The 17182-nt window shown below is 71.3% G+C and carries 19 protein-coding genes and 2 pseudogenes; 11 read left to right on the top strand and 10 right to left on the bottom strand.

Going from position 1 to position 17182, the window contains the following annotated elements:
• Positions 1-108 precede the first annotated feature (108 nt).
• Positions 109-1137, top strand: a complete 1029-nt coding sequence (locus tag ACFZCY_RS19645; protein ID WP_391173780.1) for a substrate-binding domain-containing protein — start codon at positions 109-111, stop codon at positions 1135-1137.
• Positions 1138-1151: 14 nt separating this feature from the next.
• On the opposite strand, the gene ACFZCY_RS19640 is transcribed toward ACFZCY_RS19645, so the two are convergent.
• Entirely contained in the window at positions 1152-1511 is a 360-nt protein-coding gene (locus tag ACFZCY_RS19640) for a (2Fe-2S) ferredoxin domain-containing protein (protein WP_391173783.1), read from the bottom strand.
• Between the two features lie 242 nt (positions 1512-1753).
• Between ACFZCY_RS19640 and ACFZCY_RS19635 the strand changes: the two genes are divergently transcribed.
• From ACFZCY_RS19635 to ACFZCY_RS19620, 4 genes are all read left to right on the top strand, one after another.
• Positions 1754-1963: a hypothetical protein gene (locus ACFZCY_RS19635; protein WP_391173786.1), complete on the top strand. Its 210-nt coding sequence runs from the start codon at positions 1754-1756 to the stop codon at positions 1961-1963.
• Positions 1960-3024 carry an acyl-CoA dehydrogenase family protein gene (locus ACFZCY_RS19630; RefSeq protein WP_391173788.1) on the top strand — a complete coding sequence of 355 codons (1065 nt, stop codon included), beginning with the start codon at positions 1960-1962 and terminating at the stop codon, positions 3022-3024. The genes ACFZCY_RS19635 and ACFZCY_RS19630 overlap by 4 nt, the downstream gene beginning before the upstream one ends.
• A 290-nt stretch (positions 3025-3314) precedes the next feature.
• Positions 3315-3959, top strand: a complete 645-nt coding sequence (locus ACFZCY_RS19625; RefSeq protein WP_391173792.1) for a diguanylate cyclase — start codon at positions 3315-3317, stop codon at positions 3957-3959.
• Between the two features lie 4 nt (positions 3960-3963).
• Positions 3964-4971 carry an SMP-30/gluconolactonase/LRE family protein gene (locus ACFZCY_RS19620; RefSeq protein ID WP_391173794.1) on the top strand — a complete coding sequence of 336 codons (1008 nt, stop codon included), beginning with the start codon at positions 3964-3966 and terminating at the stop codon, positions 4969-4971.
• A 382-nt stretch (positions 4972-5353) separates the two neighbouring features.
• Here ACFZCY_RS19620 and ACFZCY_RS19615 read toward each other — a convergent pair whose 3' ends face one another.
• Together ACFZCY_RS19615 and ACFZCY_RS19610 are read right to left on the bottom strand one after the other, a co-directional pair.
• Positions 5354-5908: a DUF6328 family protein gene (locus ACFZCY_RS19615; protein WP_391174394.1), complete on the bottom strand. Its 555-nt coding sequence runs from the start codon at positions 5906-5908 to the stop codon at positions 5354-5356.
• A 126-nt stretch (positions 5909-6034) separates the two neighbouring features.
• On the bottom strand, positions 6035-6361 hold the full coding sequence (locus ACFZCY_RS19610; RefSeq protein ID WP_391173797.1) for a plasmid stabilization protein: 327 nt from the start codon (positions 6359-6361) through the stop codon (positions 6035-6037).
• 239 nt (positions 6362-6600) lie between these two features.
• Here ACFZCY_RS19610 and ACFZCY_RS19605 point away from each other — a divergent pair, with 239 nt between their 5' ends.
• Both ACFZCY_RS19605 and ACFZCY_RS19600 read left to right on the top strand, forming a co-directional pair.
• Positions 6601-6768 (top strand): hypothetical protein, encoded by a 168-nt coding sequence (locus ACFZCY_RS19605; RefSeq protein WP_391173800.1) that lies wholly within the window; start codon positions 6601-6603, stop codon positions 6766-6768.
• Complete coding sequence (locus tag ACFZCY_RS19600; protein ID WP_391173803.1) at positions 6765-7475, top strand: Ppx/GppA phosphatase family protein; 711 nt, start codon at positions 6765-6767, stop codon at positions 7473-7475. The genes ACFZCY_RS19605 and ACFZCY_RS19600 overlap by 4 nt, the downstream gene beginning before the upstream one ends.
• A gap of 17 nt (positions 7476-7492) precedes the next feature.
• Here the strand turns inward: ACFZCY_RS19600 and ACFZCY_RS19595 are convergent, their stop codons facing one another.
• The 4 genes from ACFZCY_RS19595 to ACFZCY_RS19580 form a co-directional block, all read right to left on the bottom strand.
• On the bottom strand, positions 7493-8287 hold the full coding sequence (locus tag ACFZCY_RS19595; protein WP_391173807.1) for a SigB/SigF/SigG family RNA polymerase sigma factor: 795 nt from the start codon (positions 8285-8287) through the stop codon (positions 7493-7495).
• A gap of 180 nt (positions 8288-8467) precedes the next feature.
• Positions 8468-8593 (bottom strand): hypothetical protein, encoded by a 126-nt coding sequence (locus tag ACFZCY_RS19590; protein WP_391174443.1) that lies wholly within the window; start codon positions 8591-8593, stop codon positions 8468-8470.
• 307 nt (positions 8594-8900) lie between these two features.
• Positions 8901-9719, bottom strand: a complete 819-nt coding sequence (locus ACFZCY_RS19585; protein WP_391173810.1) for a cytochrome c oxidase assembly protein — start codon at positions 9717-9719, stop codon at positions 8901-8903.
• On the bottom strand, positions 9719-10282 hold the full coding sequence (locus ACFZCY_RS19580; protein ID WP_391173813.1) for a DUF2243 domain-containing protein: 564 nt from the start codon (positions 10280-10282) through the stop codon (positions 9719-9721). The genes ACFZCY_RS19585 and ACFZCY_RS19580 overlap by 1 nt, the downstream gene beginning before the upstream one ends.
• A 210-nt stretch (positions 10283-10492) precedes the next feature.
• On the opposite strand from ACFZCY_RS19580, the pseudogene ACFZCY_RS19575 reads away from it, so the two are divergent.
• Positions 10493-10652, top strand: a pseudogene (locus tag ACFZCY_RS19575) (alcohol dehydrogenase catalytic domain-containing protein); the annotation flags it as partial.
• Positions 10653-10776: 124 nt separating this feature from the next.
• Here ACFZCY_RS19575 and ACFZCY_RS19570 read toward each other — a convergent pair.
• The 3 genes from ACFZCY_RS19570 to ctaD all read right to left on the bottom strand — a co-directional run bounded on the left by ACFZCY_RS19570 (position 10777) and on the right by ctaD (position 14236).
• Positions 10777-12054, bottom strand: coding sequence for a SpoIIE family protein phosphatase (locus ACFZCY_RS19570; RefSeq protein WP_391173815.1), 1278 nt, complete (start codon positions 12052-12054; stop codon positions 10777-10779).
• A 95-nt stretch (positions 12055-12149) separates the two neighbouring features.
• Entirely contained in the window at positions 12150-12509 is a 360-nt protein-coding gene (locus tag ACFZCY_RS19565; protein ID WP_391173818.1) for a hypothetical protein, read from the bottom strand.
• On the bottom strand, positions 12506-14236 hold the full coding sequence (gene ctaD, locus ACFZCY_RS19560; protein ID WP_391173821.1) for a cytochrome c oxidase subunit I: 1731 nt from the start codon (positions 14234-14236) through the stop codon (positions 12506-12508). Before ctaD ends, ACFZCY_RS19565 begins: the two co-directional genes overlap by 4 nt.
• A 131-nt stretch (positions 14237-14367) precedes the next feature.
• Between ctaD and ACFZCY_RS19555 the strand changes: the two are divergent.
• From ACFZCY_RS19555 to ACFZCY_RS19545, 3 genes and pseudogenes are all read left to right on the top strand, one after another.
• Positions 14368-14577 (top strand): annotated as a pseudogene (locus tag ACFZCY_RS19555) (hypothetical protein); the annotation flags it as partial.
• A gap of 433 nt (positions 14578-15010) precedes the next feature.
• Positions 15011-16627 (top strand): carboxylesterase family protein, encoded by a 1617-nt coding sequence (locus ACFZCY_RS19550; protein WP_391173824.1) that lies wholly within the window; start codon positions 15011-15013, stop codon positions 16625-16627.
• A 99-nt stretch (positions 16628-16726) separates the two neighbouring features.
• Positions 16727-17161, top strand: a complete 435-nt coding sequence (locus ACFZCY_RS19545; protein WP_391173827.1) for a nuclear transport factor 2 family protein — start codon at positions 16727-16729, stop codon at positions 17159-17161.
• The last annotated feature ends 21 nt before the right edge of the window (positions 17162-17182 follow it).

Below are 17182 nucleotides of genomic sequence, written 5' to 3'. Positions count from 1 at the left end.
GCGACCCATGGCCCGTCAATCCCCTTGAGAGCGGCCGCACTTGGCGAACGAGCGAAACCACGGAAACACCCTGAGTACACTCTGACCGAAACAACCAGGAGAACGCCCATGCCCTCGGCCCACGGCCCCTCTCGTTCGCGGCCCGCCACCCTCGGCGACGTCGCCCGGCTGGCCGGGGTGTCCCTCGCCACCGCGTCCAAGGCCCTCAACGGCCGCAGCCAGGTGCGCGCGGAGACCAGACAGCGGGTGATCGAGGCGGCCGAGCGGCTGTCGTTCCGGCCCAATCAGCTGGCCCGCGGCCTGCTCGCCGGGCGGACGGGCACCGTCGGCCTGCTCACCAGCGACCTGGAGGGCCGCTTCGGCATCCCGATCCTCATGGGCGCCGAGGACGCCTTCGGCGCGGGCGAGGTCGCGGTGTTCCTCTGCGACGCCCGCGGCGACACGATCCGCGAGCGGCACCATGTCCGCGCGCTGCTCGACCGCCGGGTCGACGGCCTCATCGTGGTGGGCAGCCGGACCGACCCCCGCCCGTCCCTGGGCCGTGAACTGCCCGTCCCCGTCGTCTACGCGTACGCCCCGTCGGACGATCCGGAGGATCTGTCCATCGTCCCCGACAACGTCGACGCGGGCCGGATCGCGGTCGGCCATCTGCTCGCCTGCGGGCGTACCCGGATCGCGCACATCACCGGAGACGCCGGCCATCGCGCGGCACGGGACCGGGCCGAGGGGGCCCGGGCCGCGCTCGCCGGCGCCGGTCTCGCGCTCGTCGGCGAACCGCGGTACGGGGAGTGGTCCGAGGGCTGGGGCCGGGCGGCCACCACGATGCTGCTCGACCGGCACAGGACGGTGGACGCCGTCCTGTGCGGCAGCGATCAGATCGCCCGCGGCGCCCTGGACATCCTGCGCGAGCGCGGCCACCGGGTGCCGGAGGACGTGGCGGTCATGGGCTTCGACAACTGGCAGGTCCTGACCTCCGCCTCGCGGCCCCCGCTGACCAGCGTCGACATGAGCCTGGAGCAGGTCGGCCGCGCGGCGGCGCACGCCCTGTTCGGCGCGATCGCCGGGGCACCGCGTACGGGGGTCGAGACCCTGGCCTGCCGCGTGGTGATCCGGGGGTCAACCGCGCCGGTGTCCTGAGCCCGGACGCCGGTCTACCGGGAAGCCTCGCTCCGCGCCCGTGGAGTGACGGCGTACAGGTCCAGGATCTCGGGCCGCGGCGCGACGCCGGGCCCGCCGGCCCGGACCCACGCGGCGATGTCCTCGGTCGCGTCCGGGTCGTTGACCAGCCCCAGCCAGACCGGCCGCGCACCGGCGGCGCGGCCCTCGGTGGAGGGCTGTACGACGATGACGTTGGCGTGGTCGCAGGCGTCGAGGCACTCGGAGATCCGTACCGGCGCCACCTCGCGCAGCCGCTCGGTCTGCGCCGCGTGATCGACGCGGGGCAGCTTGGCGCTGCCGCAGCAGCAGTCCCGGCACACGACGACGCGGCAGGGTACCGGGCCGGTCTTCATCGGCGTGATTTACCTTTCCTTTGACAGCGGATGAGCCCCCCGCATAGTTTCAAGGTCATCTGTATCGCACAAGGATCCGAGGGGGCGGCCGTGCGAACTCCGCTTCTCACCAAGCGCCGGTATCTCGATCTCCGCAGGTCCACCACCACGGGATGTTGAGCGGCACCTTCCCGCCCCGCTCGTTCCTCCTTCGCGCCTCCCCTGGACCACCATGCCTCCCGCCCGCATAGCGCGGCGCGGCCGTGGCCGACTTCGCGGTACGCCTCACCCGCGAGCCCGACCAGCCGCTCGGCCTCACGGCGCTGCGGACGGAGGCGGGCCTGGACGACACCGAGATCCTGGACCTCGTCCACGTCGTCGCCGTGTTCGCCCGGGCCGACCGACTGATGCTCACCCTGGGCGAGCCCCGTCGAGGCGCAGCCCGCACCACCGCAGAGGAGCGCTCCGCATGACCGCCACGCCCGACCACCCCCTCGTCGCAGCGGCCCGCCGGCTGGCCGACGACGTCCTCTCCCCCGCCGCCGAGGCGCACGACCGGGACGGCGTCACCCCCGAGGCCATCGAGGCCGTCAAGGCGTCGGGGGTGCTGGGGGTCAACGCGTCGGCGGCGTACGGCGGCGCGGAGGCCCCGGCGGCCGTCGGCCGGGAGATCGCCGAGATCCTGGCGGGCGCCTGCTGTTCGACGTTCTTCGTCCAGGCCCAGCACCACACGCCGGTGCGGACCCTGACCACGGGCGAGGAAGCGGCGCGCGAGCGCTGGCTGCGCCCGCTGAGCGACGGCACGCTGCTGGCGGGAATCGCCTTCTCGCATCTGCGCGCCCACCCGAAGCTGCCCGTGCGGGCCACCCGGGTGGCGGACGGCTGGCGCTTCGACGGGCTCGTGCCCTGGTACACCGGCTGGGGGCTGAACGACCTGTTCCTGCTGGGCGGCGGCACCGAGGACGGCGAGGTGGTCTTCGGCGTCGTCGGCGCCCACGAGCAGCCGGGGCTGACCGCCACCGGCCCGCTCCAGCTCGCCGCGCTCACCGGTTCGCGGACGGTCGGACTGCTGCTCGACGGGCTGGTGGTGCCCGACGAGGCGGTGGCGGTGCGCCTGCCGCACGAGCGCTGGGCGACGGAGGACCGGCCGAAGAACACCAACACCAACCCCGCCGTCTTCGGCGTGGCCCGCGCCGCGCTCGACCTCCTCGACGCGTCCGGCGACGCCGAGGCGAAGGACACGGCGGGCGTCCTGCGCGAGCACCTGGACGGGGTGCGCCGCGACGCCTACGCCCTGGTCGACGAGGTGCCGCCCGCCGAACGGCTGGACGACCGGCTCGCCGCCAAGACTCGGGCGTACGACCTGATGCGCGCCGCCACCACGGCCGCCATCGCCGCGGGCGGCGGCCGGGCCTTCGGCCTGTCCCACCCGGCCCAGCGCCTCGCCCGGGAGGGCCTGTTCCTGGTCGTCCAGGGCCAGACCCCCGAGGTCCGCACGGCCCACCTGGCGGCGCTGCGCGCCGCCCAGGGCTGACCGGAAGGGGCGGGAAAGGGGATGGAAAGGGAATGGCCCTCACCGACGGGGGATGCGGTGAGGGCCAGCCACATTCAGTGTGGCACGGATGAAGGGCTGATGTACCCCTTCGGGCCAACAAACTTGGCATATATCTACCACTTGACTCCCAGTCACCTCATCTGTCACGGCTGTTTCAGCGGGCCGGAGTGACCGCGGGTGGGCGCGGCGTACCGGCCGGGTGACGGTTTGTCGCGGACACTGGCAGGGCACTCGGGCGGCCCGATCTTCCCCTGAAGGCTGGAGGCGGCATGGCTCTCTCCCACAGTCCGGTGGCCCGCGCATGGCGTCGCTGGCGTCGGCCACGCGATCTGCGGGTGCCGCGGGAGCCCATGGATGTCGAGGACGCCAACCGGCGCTTTCTGATGTACGGGGTACTGCCGCTGTGGTTCGTACCGGCCGTGGCGGACTGGGCCATGCACCGCCGGACCCGGATCGAGGAGACGTCCGGCACACGCGAGTCGGCGCTGCACGCGCTCATGATGACGGAGGCGGGCATCCCGGTGGCGATGGCCCTGCTCGCCCGGGTCAATCCGCTCGTGCTGTCGGTCATGGGCGGCGCGGCCGTGGCCCACGGCGCGACGGCCCTGTGGGACGTCAGCCTGGCCACCGGCGAGCGCGAGGTGCGTCCGGTGGAGCAGCACATCCACAGCTTCCTGGAGGTCCTGCCGCTGTCGGCGCTGGCCTTCACCTCGTGTCTGCACTGGAAGCAGGTGCGCGCCACCCTGCGCGGGGGTGACACGGCGGAGGACTGGAAGCTGCTGCCGAAGGAGAACCCGCTGCCCGCCCGTTATCTGGTGGCGGTCGGTGCGGCCGTCGGCGCCTTCGTCGCCCTGCCCTACGCCGAGGAGATGACACGGTGTGTCAAGGCGGCCAGGGCCCGCAGGACGGCGTGAGCCCATGCCACGACGACACCGCGCCCCGGCGGCCGTGGCGGGCGCCACGGTCGAGCCACTGCCCCGCCCGCAGATCGTCGCCCGTGACGCGCGAGGGCCCGAGCACGTGGCCCTCGACGACCGGGGCCGGATCCTCACCGGGACCGCGGACGGGGCGATCTGGCGGCTGACCCTGTCGGACACGACAGGGCTCGCCCGCGCCGAGGTGATCGCCGAGACCGGCGGCAGGCCGCTGGGCCTGGTCCCCTCCCCCGACGGCGAACTGCTGGTGTGCGACGCCCGGCGCGGTCTGCTGCGCGTCGACCCGCGCGGCGGAACGGTGCGCGTCCTCGCCGACGAGGTGGCCGGCGCCCCGCTGCGGTTCTGCAGCAACGTCGCCATGGCGGCGGACGGCACCCTCTACTTCACCGTCTCCAGCCGCCGCCACCCCCTGGAGGACTGGCTGAGCGACATCCTGGAGGACACCGGCACCGGGCTGCTCCTGCGGCTGCGGCCGGGTGGCGAGCCGGAGGTCCTGCGGGACGGGCTGCGGTTCGCCAACGGCGTCGCGCTGGCCCCTGACGAGTCGTTCGTCGCCGTGGCGGAGAGCGGCGCCCGCCGGATCAGCCGCCACTGGCTGACCGGTCCGCGCCAGGGCGGGCACGACATCCTCGTACGGGACCTGCCGGGCTACCCCGACAACCTCTCCCGGGGCACCGACGGGGTGTTCTGGGTCGCCCTGGCCGGGCCGCGGGAGCCCGCCGTGGACGCGGCTCACCGCGCCCCTCCCGCCGTCAGAAGGGCGGCGGCGGCCACCGCCAAGAGGCTCCGCCCCCGGCCCCGGGCCACCCTGCGCGTGCTGGCGATCCGCCCCGACGGGAGTGTCGCCCGCCATCTGCTGCGCCGCTGGTCCCCGTACCGGATGGCCACGAGCGTGTGCGAGCACGGCCACCGGCTGGTGCTGGGCAGTCTGCTGGAGCGGGGCATCGCGGTGTGCGCGCTCCCGGCCGCCCGCGAGGACGGGTCCGCCTAGGCCGTTTCCTGGGATCATCTGATCGTTGGTTGATGTGTGTCGTGACTTGAAGGCGATGACCGCCAGCGCCACCTGGCTGACGGCCGCGGTGATCCTTGCGGGGCCAGGCGTCCGCCGCCGCTCCCCCGACCAGCCCGAGGAGCAGCCCGGGAGCCGCCCTGCACCGCCAGGGGGAACGCTCGGGAGATCGAGGCGCGGGTGGCGAAGGCGAGGAAGAGCTCACGGGGCATGCCGAGGGTGAGGAGGCGAACGGAATGCGAGCCCCGGCGGGGCTCGGCCGACCACGGCGACACTGCTACGGCTCAGTGACCGTCCCTGCTCACAGACGAACCCCACGGAAGGAGACCCCGCCGCCGGTGGCCTTCCTCACAGTGTCCGGACCTCAGTCGCCGCGCCGCCGGGACTTGCGCCGGAGCCGCAGGGGAATGACGTACCAGCAGACGGTGAACCAGAGCATGACAATCCCGACGACCAATTCGCCGACCACACTGTCGGTGACGACGTTGAGGATGAGCAGCAGAGTGCACGCGATCGTGAGCGCCAGCAGCACCATCCCGCACGCCATGAACCGCCCGGCGGCTTCGACGACCTCGTCCTTCATCCGCAGCCCGGACAGAAACCGGTGGATGGACACCGGAGCTATCAAAGCGGCGACCGAGGAGGCCCCTGCCGCCACGGTCACCACATAAAGGACGCGGTCGAAGAGTTCCAGGTCCCGGAACGCCGGAGTGAAGGCGAGGGAAAGCAGGAATCCGAAGAGAATCTGCACCCCGGTCTGTGCGACCCGCGTCTCCTGGAGAATCTCGTTCCATTTCCGGTTGAGGCGTTCGCGGTCGGTCTCCGGCCGCTCGCACTCTTCGGAGGACGGCGCGCTCGTGCAGGACGGGCATGAATGGTCATGCGCCGACGACGTGAGTTCCGGGCTTGCCATCGTCATGTCTCCTCCGCAGTCCAGAGAATTTTCGAATTCCCTGTCCGGCGAAAGGTATGCGCGATGCGCGCCGACCACGGGGAGAATCGGCGTGTGCGGTGGCCTCGGCGCCACCGGCGGCACGCCCCTTCCTCACCGCCCGAGGGCCTTGGCCAACTGCTCCTTGTTCATATGCGAGCGACCCTCGATCCCGCGCTGCTTCGCCTGGTTGTACAGCTGGTCACGGGTTGGGCCCCCGGAGCCGCTGTGCGAGCGCTCGCCGCCGCGCTGGGACGCGGACTTCCGGTCCCGCGTCGAGGTCTTGCCGGCCGACTTGGCCTCTCCCGAGCGGGCGCGCTCCTTGTTCACGGTGCGGGAGGCGATTTCCTTGGCGCGCCCCGTGGACGTGCCGCGCTTCTCCGCGCCTTCCTTGATGTGCTCGTACTGCCGTTCACGCTTGAAATTGGAACCCGCAGGCATGTCACTGCCCTTCTTTCCACGCCTTCTCACATAAGGCGCCCTGTTGCGGCCGGAGCACCCGACAAGCGGCCGCTCCAAGGCCAGGTGTATTCCACGGCCCGAGTCCCCCTCGGCGCCGTACCTCTAACCCCTGTGCGCCCGGTGATCCGGCCGGCGGGGCCCGGCGGGGCCGGCGGGACGAAACCCCGATCGCCCGGACTGGAGCCGGGCCCCTTGGGAACTCGGGGATGCGACTAGGAGTGCTCGATATCGGTTCCCGTTCCGTCCACCTCCAGATAGCCGATCTCGTCCCGGACAGCCCGCCCGAGCATGTGGCGGGCCTGAAGCGGTCGGTGCGTCTCGCCGAGGCCACCGACCGGCAGGGGGGATCGACCAGGCCGCGATACGCCGTGTCGTCGGCGCCGTGACCGAGGCCGGGGCGGTCGCGGGCGCCCACCACGTCGACGACCTGGTCGCCCACGCCACGTCCGCCGTACGGGACGCGACCAACCAGGAGGCCGTCCTCGCCGAGATCGAGGCCGCCACCGCAATCCACGTCGGCTTCATGAGCGGCCTCGAGGAGGCGCGGCTGACCTTCCTGGCGGCCCGCGGCTGGTACGGCTGGTCCGCCGACCGGATGCTGCTCTTCGACATCGGCGGCGGCTCCATGGAGATCGCCTCCGGCGGCCGCGCCGAGCCCGACGCCGCCATCTCCGTCCCCCTGGGAGCGGGACGGCTCACCCGCCATCACCTCCCGGAGACCACCCCGGTGAAGAAGCGGGAGGTCAAGGAGTTGCGCGCCTACGTACGCTCCGTGATCAGCGAGGCAACGGCCGAACTGCGCGAACTCCCGGCCCCCGCCTCCTGCGTCGCGACCTCCAAGACCTTCGGCCGGCTGGCCCGTCTCACCGGCGGCCCGAAGCCGAAGCCCGGGACCTGCCCCTCCAGCACGCTCGGCGTGGACCGGCTGCGGCCGTGGATCCCCCGGCTCGTGTCAAGGACCGACGCCCAGCGCGCGAAGCTGCGCGGCGTCTCCGCCTCCCGCGCCCATCAGTCCCTCGCCGGACAGGACGGCCCCCGGGGTCGCGTCCGCCGCCGCGTGACTTCTCCCTCGATGAGGGGCGGCCCTCGATGAGTGCCGGTGAGTGAACGTCACGCCGCCTTTGCCTCGATCTGGTCGTGCAGCTTGGCGCAGGTCCGGCTGATCAGCCGGGAGACGTGCATCTGGGAGATGCCGAGCTGCTCGGCGATCCGGCCCTGGGTCTCCTCACGGAAGAAACGCAGGTACAGGATCCGGCGCTCCCGCTCGGGCAGGGCACGCAGCTTGGGCTTCAGGGCCTCGCGCTGAATGACACGGTCGTAAGAAGGCTCCGGCGCGCCGAGGGTGTCGGCCAGGGAGTATCCGTCGTCGGCGCCCGGCAGTTCGGCGTCCAGGGACAGCGCGGAGAAGCTTTCCATCGCCTCCATCCCCAGCAGGACGTCCTCTTCGCTCATCCCGGTGTGCCGGGCGATGTCGGCCACGCTCGGGGAACGGTCGTCGGGGGTGCGCGTGAGGTCCTGCACGGCCGCCCGCACCCGGTTGCGCAACTCCTGGACCCGGCGCGGCACGTGCACGCCCCACATGTGGTCCCGGAAGTGGCGCTTGATCTCCCCGACAACGGTCGGCACGGCGAAGCTCGCGAAGGCGCTGCCGCGGTCCGGCTCGTAGCGCTTGACGGCCTTGACCAAGCCGAGCATGGCGACCTGGCGCAGATCCTCCGCCGACTCACCGCGGTTACGGAACTGCCTCGCCAGCCGCTCCGCCATCGGCATCCAGGCGCGTACGACCTCTTGCCGCAGCGCCTCCTTTTCGGGACCATCGGGCAGAGTGGCGATGCGCTCGAACTCGGCAGTGGTGTCGGGAGCGTCGTCGTGCGAGTGCTTGCTGCGTGCGCGTTCGGCAGTCATGGCGCGGTCTCCCTCATCCTGTGGTCGGTAGCACCATGGGAGAAATCCACCTGCCGGGGGTGCCGGACACAGCACACCCCGAGCAGCCGAACTGCTCCCTTGGGCGTGCCTCCAGTCCGAAGCACAACCAGCGCCTGCCCCGCCCCCCACACCCCCAAACACATTCGGAATGGGCCGTCTTCAGCGCGTGTCCACGACTCCGCCGGTCACCGCGATCACCTCGCCGACCGTGTAGCTCGAATCCGCGTCGGAGGCCAAGTACACATAGGCCGGTGCGATTTCCTCCGGCTGGGCGGAACAGCCCAGGGGGCTTCGCTGCCGAGCTGCGCGAGACCTTCGCGTGGCATGTGGGCGTCGGCGATGCTGAGGACGGACCAGGTGGGGCCGGGCGCGACGACGTTGGCGCGGACACCCCGGCCCCGCTCATCCACGACGCGCTGCGTTCCCTCGGCATCGGGCTGTTCGTAGGGCGGGTAGACGATGGCGACGTCCGCGCCCTCACGTGCGTAGAGCAGGGCGACGACGCGGCCGGTGCCGAAGTCACCACCGGGGGCACGCGGGTGCCCGGGGCAGTGAGCACAAAACACGGCCCGGTTGGCCCCTTCGGTGTCCCTCAGCACCCGGCGGACGCGGCCGTGGCCGGGACCGTGTGGCGGGCGGGGCGCCAGGTGGCGACGAGTGCGCCGGCGAGCAGCAGCTCGGCGATGTCACCGCCGTAGTACATGATTTCCGCCGCCCCCTGGACCTCGGCGGCGGGAGCGGGGATGTCGATCCCGAACCCGCCGTACATCAGCTGCGACACCCCGGCGTGGAGGGCGATGGCGCAGCCGAGCCACACCAGGCGGGCCCGCACACCGGGCCGTCTGGCGGCCGGGTCGGGACCGGCGATGACGTGGGCGAAGAGGCAGCCGGACAGCAGGAAGTGGGCGTGCAGCAGCCAGTGTCCGGGCGGCCAGGTCGTGGTGGCGCGGTAGAGCGGGGTGAAGTAGAGCGCCACCAGGCTTCCGGAGGCCAGCAGCAGCGCGGTGGCCGGGTGGGTCAGGATCCGGGCGGGGCGGCTGTGCAGGGCCGTGGTCAGCCGTCGGCCGTGGGTGGCGGGCAGGTTCCGCAGGAGCAGGGTGACGGGGGCGCCGAGGACGAGGGCGAGCGGAGCGTACATGCCGATGAGCATGTGCTGGGCCATGTGGCCGCGGAAGTCGGCGTGTGCGAACGGAGCCAGGGGCGGCAGCAGCGCCACGGCCGGCAGGGCAGCCCCGGTCGCGAAGGAGGCCGACCGCCACCGGCTCCAGCCCCGCGCCGGGTTGCGGAGCCTGGCCCGATGGGCCAGCCGAAGATAGCCGCAGACGCACAGGAGCATGACGATGGCGGGCAGCGCGGCCGCCAGGGCGCCGCTGCCCGCACCGTGGCCGGTGTGCGGGTGGCCGCCGCCCATCAGCCGGCCCGTCCGCTCCGCCGGGCGTCCCCGGCTTCGGGGTCGAAGGGGCGCCCGCTCCGCTGGAGCCCGTAGCCGCCGACGGCCAGCAGAGCCCCCAGCACGAGGAAGCCGATGTCCCACCACAGCTGCCGCGGTCCGCCGTGCACATGGTGGATGCCGAGAAGATGGTGGTCCAGCACGCCTTCGACCAGGTTGAACAGCCCCCAGCCCACCAGGATCCACCCCCACAGCACCCGGGAGGCCCACACCCGGCGGCGATGATGGGTGACGCGGGAGTACAGGACCGCGAGCCCCGTCAGGACGGCGAGCCAGCACACGGTGTGGAAGACGCCGTCCCAGACCGTGTTCATCCGCAGACCGGAGACGGAGTGCGGGCTGTAGTACTTCACCCCGATGTGGTCGTGGTCGGTGCCGCTGAGCATGTGGTGCCACTGGAGGAGCTGGTGCAGCAGGATTCCGTCGACGAACCCTCCGAGCCCGACCCCCAGGACGATCCCCGGCAGTTGCAGTCCGCGGGCCGCCTTCCCCTCGGTCAAGGCCCCGTCAGCAGTGGTCGCCATCAGCCGTCTCCGTCCTTCACATGGTGAGCGGATCATCCGTCACTGTGCGTTTCCCGCCGCGGTCGCCGGTGTCACGCCGAGACGGAAGTTCCCCCCTTCGTGTGTCCGTCTTCGCATCGGCCCTCGGCCGGAGCGCGAAGGAAACGCGGGCTCAACTCTCGCGTTGCGCTGACGAATCATCGGGCAAGGAGACGTGATGAAAGCCCTGACATGGCATGGCATGGCAAGGCGGGCGTGCGGGTGGACACCGTTCCCGATCCAGTGATCGAGAAGCCCCTTCCTCGAGGCGGGCGACATCCTGGGCCACGAACCGATGGGCGTCGTGCAGGAGGTCGGTCCCGAAGTCACCGCCGTACGGCCGGGCGACAGGGCCCGCTTGCGCCGATATTCCTCGAGGCCATCGGTCGTCGGCATGATTTCTCCTTCCGACGCGTGGGCCGTGCCCGCCCGGGCCACCGCGTTCCAGGCCGGGCAGGTACCCGGCGGCCGTCACGCTAATCGGGACGCTGCGGGATCCCGGCCAGTCTGGCGGCCTCTCCACTGGGCGTGGGGGTGGGGCTGATCCATTCGCAGAAAAGGATCGTGGCGTCGTCCTCCAGTTCCCCGCCGTGGTGGTCCAGGACGGTGTGGATCACCCTGCGCAGGGTCTCGGGTACCGGCAGGCCCGCCGCGTGGTGGCGGGTGAGCAGATCGGTGAAGCGGTCGACCCCGAATTCCCGTTCACCGGGCCGGCGCGCCTCGGTGATGCCGTCGGTGTACAGGACGATGCGGTCCCCGGGCTCCAGCCGCTCGTGGCACACGGTGGCCTCGGGTCCCAGGCCGATACCCATGGGCGGCGCGGGCGGACAGTCCAGGCAGGCCGAACCGCCTGCCTCCCGGCGGATGACGATCGGCGGTGGGTGTCCGCGGTTGATCCAGGACAGAGCGCCGCTGCGGGTGTCCAGGCAGCAGAGGACGCCGGTGACGTAACGGGCCTGCGGGGACTGGCCGAGCAGCGCGTCGTCCACGGCCCGCCCGATCTCCACCAGCCCGGCCCCCTGCCGGCGTGCGTTGCGGCAGGCGCCCATCGCCAGGGCCACGGCCAGTCCGGCGGTGGTGTCGTGCCCCATGGCGTCGAAGATCGCCAGATGTACCAACGGCCCGTCGGTGGCGTACTCATAGGCATCCCCGCTCGCCTGGTAGGCGGGTTCCAGGACGCCGGAGATCGCCACCCTGCCGTCCACGAACGTGCGCTCCGGCATCAGGTTCCACTGCATCTCGGCGGTGATCCCCATCGCCCTGGTCCGTGTCAGGCGCGCGTAGGTGTCGCTGGTGTCCGCCTTACGGACGATCAGCAGGGCCAGCAGCGCGGCCAGCGCCTCCATGTCCTCCGAGGTTCGCGCGTCGTCGGTGTCGACGGTCACCCGCATCACCCCGACCCGCTCGGTGCCGTCCAGCAGCGGCACCCAGCGCCTGAGGGCGGCGTGCGGCATGTCGTCGGCGGTGATCTGTCCCAGCTGGTACGCCCGCCCTGCCACGGTCCCTTCGATCACCAGCTCATCCGGCGCCTCCGGCGCCGCGGGCGGCGTGGTGAGCCCCGCGCCGGAGAGCCTGCGCAGCACGTGGCCCTGCAGATCGCGCAGATAGATCACCACCTCCGTGAGACCGGCGAGCGCCGCGTATTCGCGGGTCCTGGCGGGCAGCATCTCCAGCGGCATCAAGTGGCTTTCGGCCAGCAGCCCGGCCAGCATCCGCCGCCCCCTGGCGCCCCGGTCACTCAGCGACGAAGACATCGCCGTGGCGCCTCCTCGGTTCCGGTCGTGAGCACAGGACTATCAATACCGCCGCGATGCGCCACCAGGTGTCACGACACGAGAGCGCGTCGCGCTCAGGGGGCCAGTCCTTGCCGCTGGAGCGCCACCAACAGCACCGCCGCCGCGACCACCGATGTCACGGTGACGGTCAGCAGCCGCTTCTTCAGCGAGCGGTAGCGGTGGGTGTATTCGGCCTTGAGTTCCTCGCTGCGGCTGATGACGGTGCGCAGTATCTCCTTGGCGAGCGCCATGTGCCGGTCGGTGTAGAGACGCGCGACTTCCCTGTGCTGCGGAGGAGTGAGCCAGGGCATGCGGCGGGCGAACGCCTCGCCTTCCTCGCGGGCCCTGCGCCGGTGGTGGGCGGCCAGTAGCAGGCCCTCGATCTCGACCAGCCCCGCGGCCACCTCCCGGTCGTGGTCCGTCTCCGGGCTCATGGCCTCTCACCCTGGCCGCCCGGAGGGGCGGCGCCTTCCTCCGGTTCGACGATGTCACGCTGATCCGTGTGCCGGGCCTGATCGAGCACGGCGATCGCGGGGTGGTGCAAGTCGAACGCGGGCGAATCGGACCGGATCCTCGGCAGCGTGGAGAAGTTGTGGCGCGGGGGCGGGCAGGAGGTGGCCCACTCCAGGGACCGGCCGTAGCCCCAGGGGTCGTCCACCGTCACGCGCTGCCCGAAGTTGGCGGTCTTCCAGACGTTGAAGAGGAAGGGCAGCGTCGAGAGCCCGAGCAGGAAGGCGCCGATGGTGGAGACGGTGTTCAGCGCGGCGAAGCCGTCCGCGGCCAGGTAGTCGGCGTAGCGGCGGGGCATGCCTTCCGCCCCCAGCCAGTGCTGGACGAGGAATGTGGTGTGGAAACCGATGAAGAGGGTCCAGAAGTGGATCTTTCCCAGAGGTTCGTCCAGCATGGTGCCGGTCATTTTCGGCCACCAGTAGTAGAAGCCCGCGAAGGTGGCGAAGACAACGGTGCCGAAGACGACGTAATGGAAATGCGCCACCACGAAGTAGCTGTCGGTGACGTGGAAGTCCATGGGCGGGGAGGCGAGGATGATTCCCGTCAAGCCGCCGAAGAGGAAGGTGACCAGGAATCCGACGGACCACAGCATCGGGGTTTCGAAGCTGAGGGAACCTCTCCACATGGTTCCGACCCAGTTGAAGAACTTGACGCCGGTCGGCACGGCGATCAGGAAGGTCATGAGGGAGAAGAACGGCAGCAGTACGGCCCCGGTGGCGAACATGTGATGTGCCCACACCGTGATGGACAGAGCGGTGATGGCGATGGTCGCGCCGACGAGCCCGGCATATCCGAAGATCGGCTTACGGGAGAACACCGGGATGATTTCGGTGACGATGCCGAAGAAGGGCAGAGCGATGATGTAGACCTCGGGGTGCCCGAAGAACCAGAACAGGTGCTGCCACAGAAGGGGTCCCCCGTTCGCCGCCTCGAACACCACCGAGCCGAACCGCCGGTCCGCCTCCAGGACGAGGAGCGCCGCGGCCAGGATGGGGAACGCGAACAGCACGAGCACCGAGGTGAACAGGATGTTCCAGGTGAAGATGGGCAGGCGGAACATGGTCATGCCGGGGGCCCTCATGCACAGGATCGTGGTGATGAAGTTGACCGCGCCGAGGATCGTGCCGAACCCCGCCAGCGCCAGCCCCATGATCCAGAGGTCGGCGCCGACGGTCGGTGTCCGTTCCGCGCTGTTGAGGGGGGCGTAGGCGGTCCAGCCGAAGTCGGCGGTCCCCGCGGGAATGAGCAGCATGCTGCTGACCACCATCAGCCCGCCGAAGAGAAACAGCCAGAAGGACAGCATGTTGAGGCGGGGAAAGGCGACGTCCGGGGACCCGATCTGCAGGGGCATGACCGCGTTGGCGAAACCGGCGAACGTCGGCGTGGCGAACAGCAGCAGCATGACCGTGCCGTGCATGGTGAAAGCCTGATTGTATTGCTCGTTGGAGAGGATCTGAATCCCGGGGCGGGCCAGTTCGGCCCGCATGACAAGGGCGAGCAACCCCCCGAACAGAAAGAAGATGAACGAGGAAATCAGATAGAGATGTCCAATCTTCTTATGATCCGTTGTAGTCATCCAGGTGACCAGCACGGTGCCCACCGTGCGTCTCGAAACGGGCGCCGGGGCCCCGGATTCGATCGCCGTCGCCATGCAATCGCCTTGTCTGTCGGGGGCAGAGCGCGCACGCGCCTGCCTTTTCGGAGAGGTCAGGCACCTGTGTAGTCTCACCAGGGCTCGCCGCACCTCTCATAAGGCAGCGCGTACGGGTGATCCGCGGGTATCCGGTACCGGGGTGCCGCGTCATCACCATGAACGGGATCGAGGTCGAGGCGATCCTCTTCAGCCACCCGTTCGCCCGGCACTGCCCCGATCCGGAGGTCAAGCGGCAGCTGGCGCGGACCCGCTACATCGAGGCGCAGCAGCAGAAGGCGGTCAACTGGCTGCTGCCCGGCGTCTCCTCCGTCCTGGAGACGACGATCGCCTACGAGCAGGCCAGGCGTCCGTCGAGGGTCCATTCGGTGAACGCGACCTCGGCGACCAGTTGGGGACGCGCCCAGTGCGTCCCGGCGCCGGTGGGCGGTGCGGGATCAGGCGCAGCGGATCGCGCCAGGTGAGCAGGGAGCGCAGCAGAACCTTGCGGCGCCGCAGGGGCAGCCCGGTGACATCGGAACCGCCGATGGACTGGACGTCGAAGAGGTACGCACTCGGGCAGGCGCTGCCCGGCGGGGGTGTCGGCGAGTTCGGGGTAGGCGGAGACGGCGGAGCGGCCGGTGCGGCCGTCGCGGCGAGTGCCCCCGGCTTCCCCCTTGACAGCCGGGCCGGTCCGGGCCGGGCCCGGGCCCGGGCGGGGACGGAGCGGTTCGAAGCGCCGGTCCGGCGCATGATTCGATGGACTCCTGCCTTACGGGAGGTCCAGGGCGAGCCATGATCCGACGTGTACTCGCGGCCGTCGTGGGCCTGGCCGCGGTGATGACCGTCCCCTCGGCCGCGCCCACGGTCTCGCGGCCCTTGACGGTGGCCACCGACAAGGGCGTGGTCGAGGGCGCCGCGGCGGACGGGGTCGGCCGGTTCCTCGGCATCCCGTACGCCGCGCCACCGGTCGGCGGCCTGCGCTGGCGCCCGCCCGCGCCCGCGGCCGCATGGCCAGGTGTCCGGTCGGCGGACCGTCCCGGTGCGCGCTGTGAGCAAACGGCGGGCGGCGGCCCGGGCACGAGTGAGGACTGCCTGTACCTCAACGTCTACGCCCCCGAACGGCGCACGGACCATCCGCTGCCGGTGCTGTTCTGGATCCACGGCGGGGGCTTCATGAGCGGTTCGGGCGACCTCTACGACGGTTCGCTGCTCGCGCGGACCAACAACATCGTGGTCGTCACGATCAACTATCGGCTCGGCGTGTTCGGCTTCCTCGACCTGCCCGGGCTGAGCGAGCGGGGTGCGGGCAACTACGGTCTGCTCGACCAGCAGGCGGCGCTGCGCTGGACCCAGCGGAACATCGCCGCGTTCGGCGGGGATCCCGGCCGCGTGACGCTCTCGGGCGAGTCTGCCGGTGGCCAGTCCGTGTGCGCCCTCATGGCCTCGCCCCCGGCCCGCGGCCTGTTCGACCGCGCCATCATCCAGAGCGGCGGGTGCCCGAGTCTCACGGCCGCGCAGGCCAGGGCGCGGGGCACGAGCTACGCCACCGCCGCGGGCTGCCGTGACTCCGCGACCGCCGCGTCCTGTCTGCGGGCCAAGCGACCGGACGAGGTGCTGGCCGCCGGGCACGACTTCGGTGGCATCCTGAACGGTCCCCTGCCCGTGTCCGGCGTCCCGGAACTGCCGGTCGCACCGGGCGTCGCGGTGCGCACCGGAAGGTTCGCCGACGTCCCCGTCCTCATCGGCACCAACCGCGACGAGACACGCAAGTGGGCACTGCCGTTCGCGAACGCGCCCCGGGAGCGGTACGAGCGCGTGATCAGGCGGCAGTTCGGCCCCCACGCCGACGGGGTGCTCGCCCGCTATCCGTACGGCGCCGACGGCGGCCCGTACAGCGCGGCGTACGCCCTCGGCGCGGTGTGGACCGACAGCAGCGTGTTCTACGGGATGGGCGGGTGCCAATACCAGCGCCTCGCGGAGCGTTTCGCGTACCGGCAGCCCAGGACGTACTTCTACGAATTCGGCGACCGCGAGCCAGCGCCCTCGCGCGGCCCCACTCCCCCGGGCTTCGCACCGGGCGCGGCCCACGCCGCCGAGCTCCCCTACCTGTGGCCCGGCATGGCCGCGAAGCCACTGACACCGGAGCAGCGGCGGCTGTCGCGGACGATGCTGCGCTACTGGGGCGCGTTCGTACGCGACGCCGACCCCGCGACGGACGGGCAGGCGGCGTGGCCCCCGTACCGCGGCACCACGCTCATGTCCCTGCTGCCCGGCGGCCGCGGCAAGGCCGTCGATTCCGAGGCGTACGCGGCGCGGCACCGGTGCTCCTTCTGGAACGGGATCAGCTACGACTGGCTGACCACGGATCCGGCTCAGCTCGCGAGCTCACTGCGCGACCGCCGGAAGTGACCTCCTTACCCGGGAAGTAATCGCCGTGGGCGGTCGATGCCGGTCAGAATAACGATCTCCGCGTCACAACACGCGGGTTCCGAACGGAAAGGATCAGCAATGGCGGCATCCGCACCCACGACCACGCGCGATGTGGTCGAGGAATTGCTGCGCCGGATCGGCGAGGGCGACCCCGAGCACATCGCCGAGCTGTATGCCGAGCGAGGCGACTGGAAACTGGACTGGCCGGAGGACGAACACGGCCGCACCGCCACCCCGTGGATCCGCCACCGCACCACCCGCGCCGAGGCCGCCGCCCACTACCGCGAGCTTGCCGAGCACCACGTGCCCGGGGCGGCGGCCACCGAGATCGAGCGCATCCTCATAGACGGCGACGACGCGGTCGTACTCGGCGAGATCCGCCAAACCGCCCGCCCCACCGGCCGCCCCTACCGCGCACGGTTCGCTCTGCACCTCACGGTCGAAGACGGCCTTGTCACCCGGCACCACGTCTACGAGGACAGTTTCGCGGTGGCCCGGGCGTTCGAGGTCTGACGGCCTCGTCCGGCGCCGACG

Origin of the sequence: Streptomyces sp. NPDC007983 (assembly GCF_042958345.1) — a bacterium.
Classification (GTDB): domain Bacteria; phylum Actinomycetota; class Actinomycetes; order Streptomycetales; family Streptomycetaceae; genus Streptomyces.
Note: the sequence above shows the minus strand (reverse complement) of the source record. Positions and strands in the feature narration are given on the sequence as shown.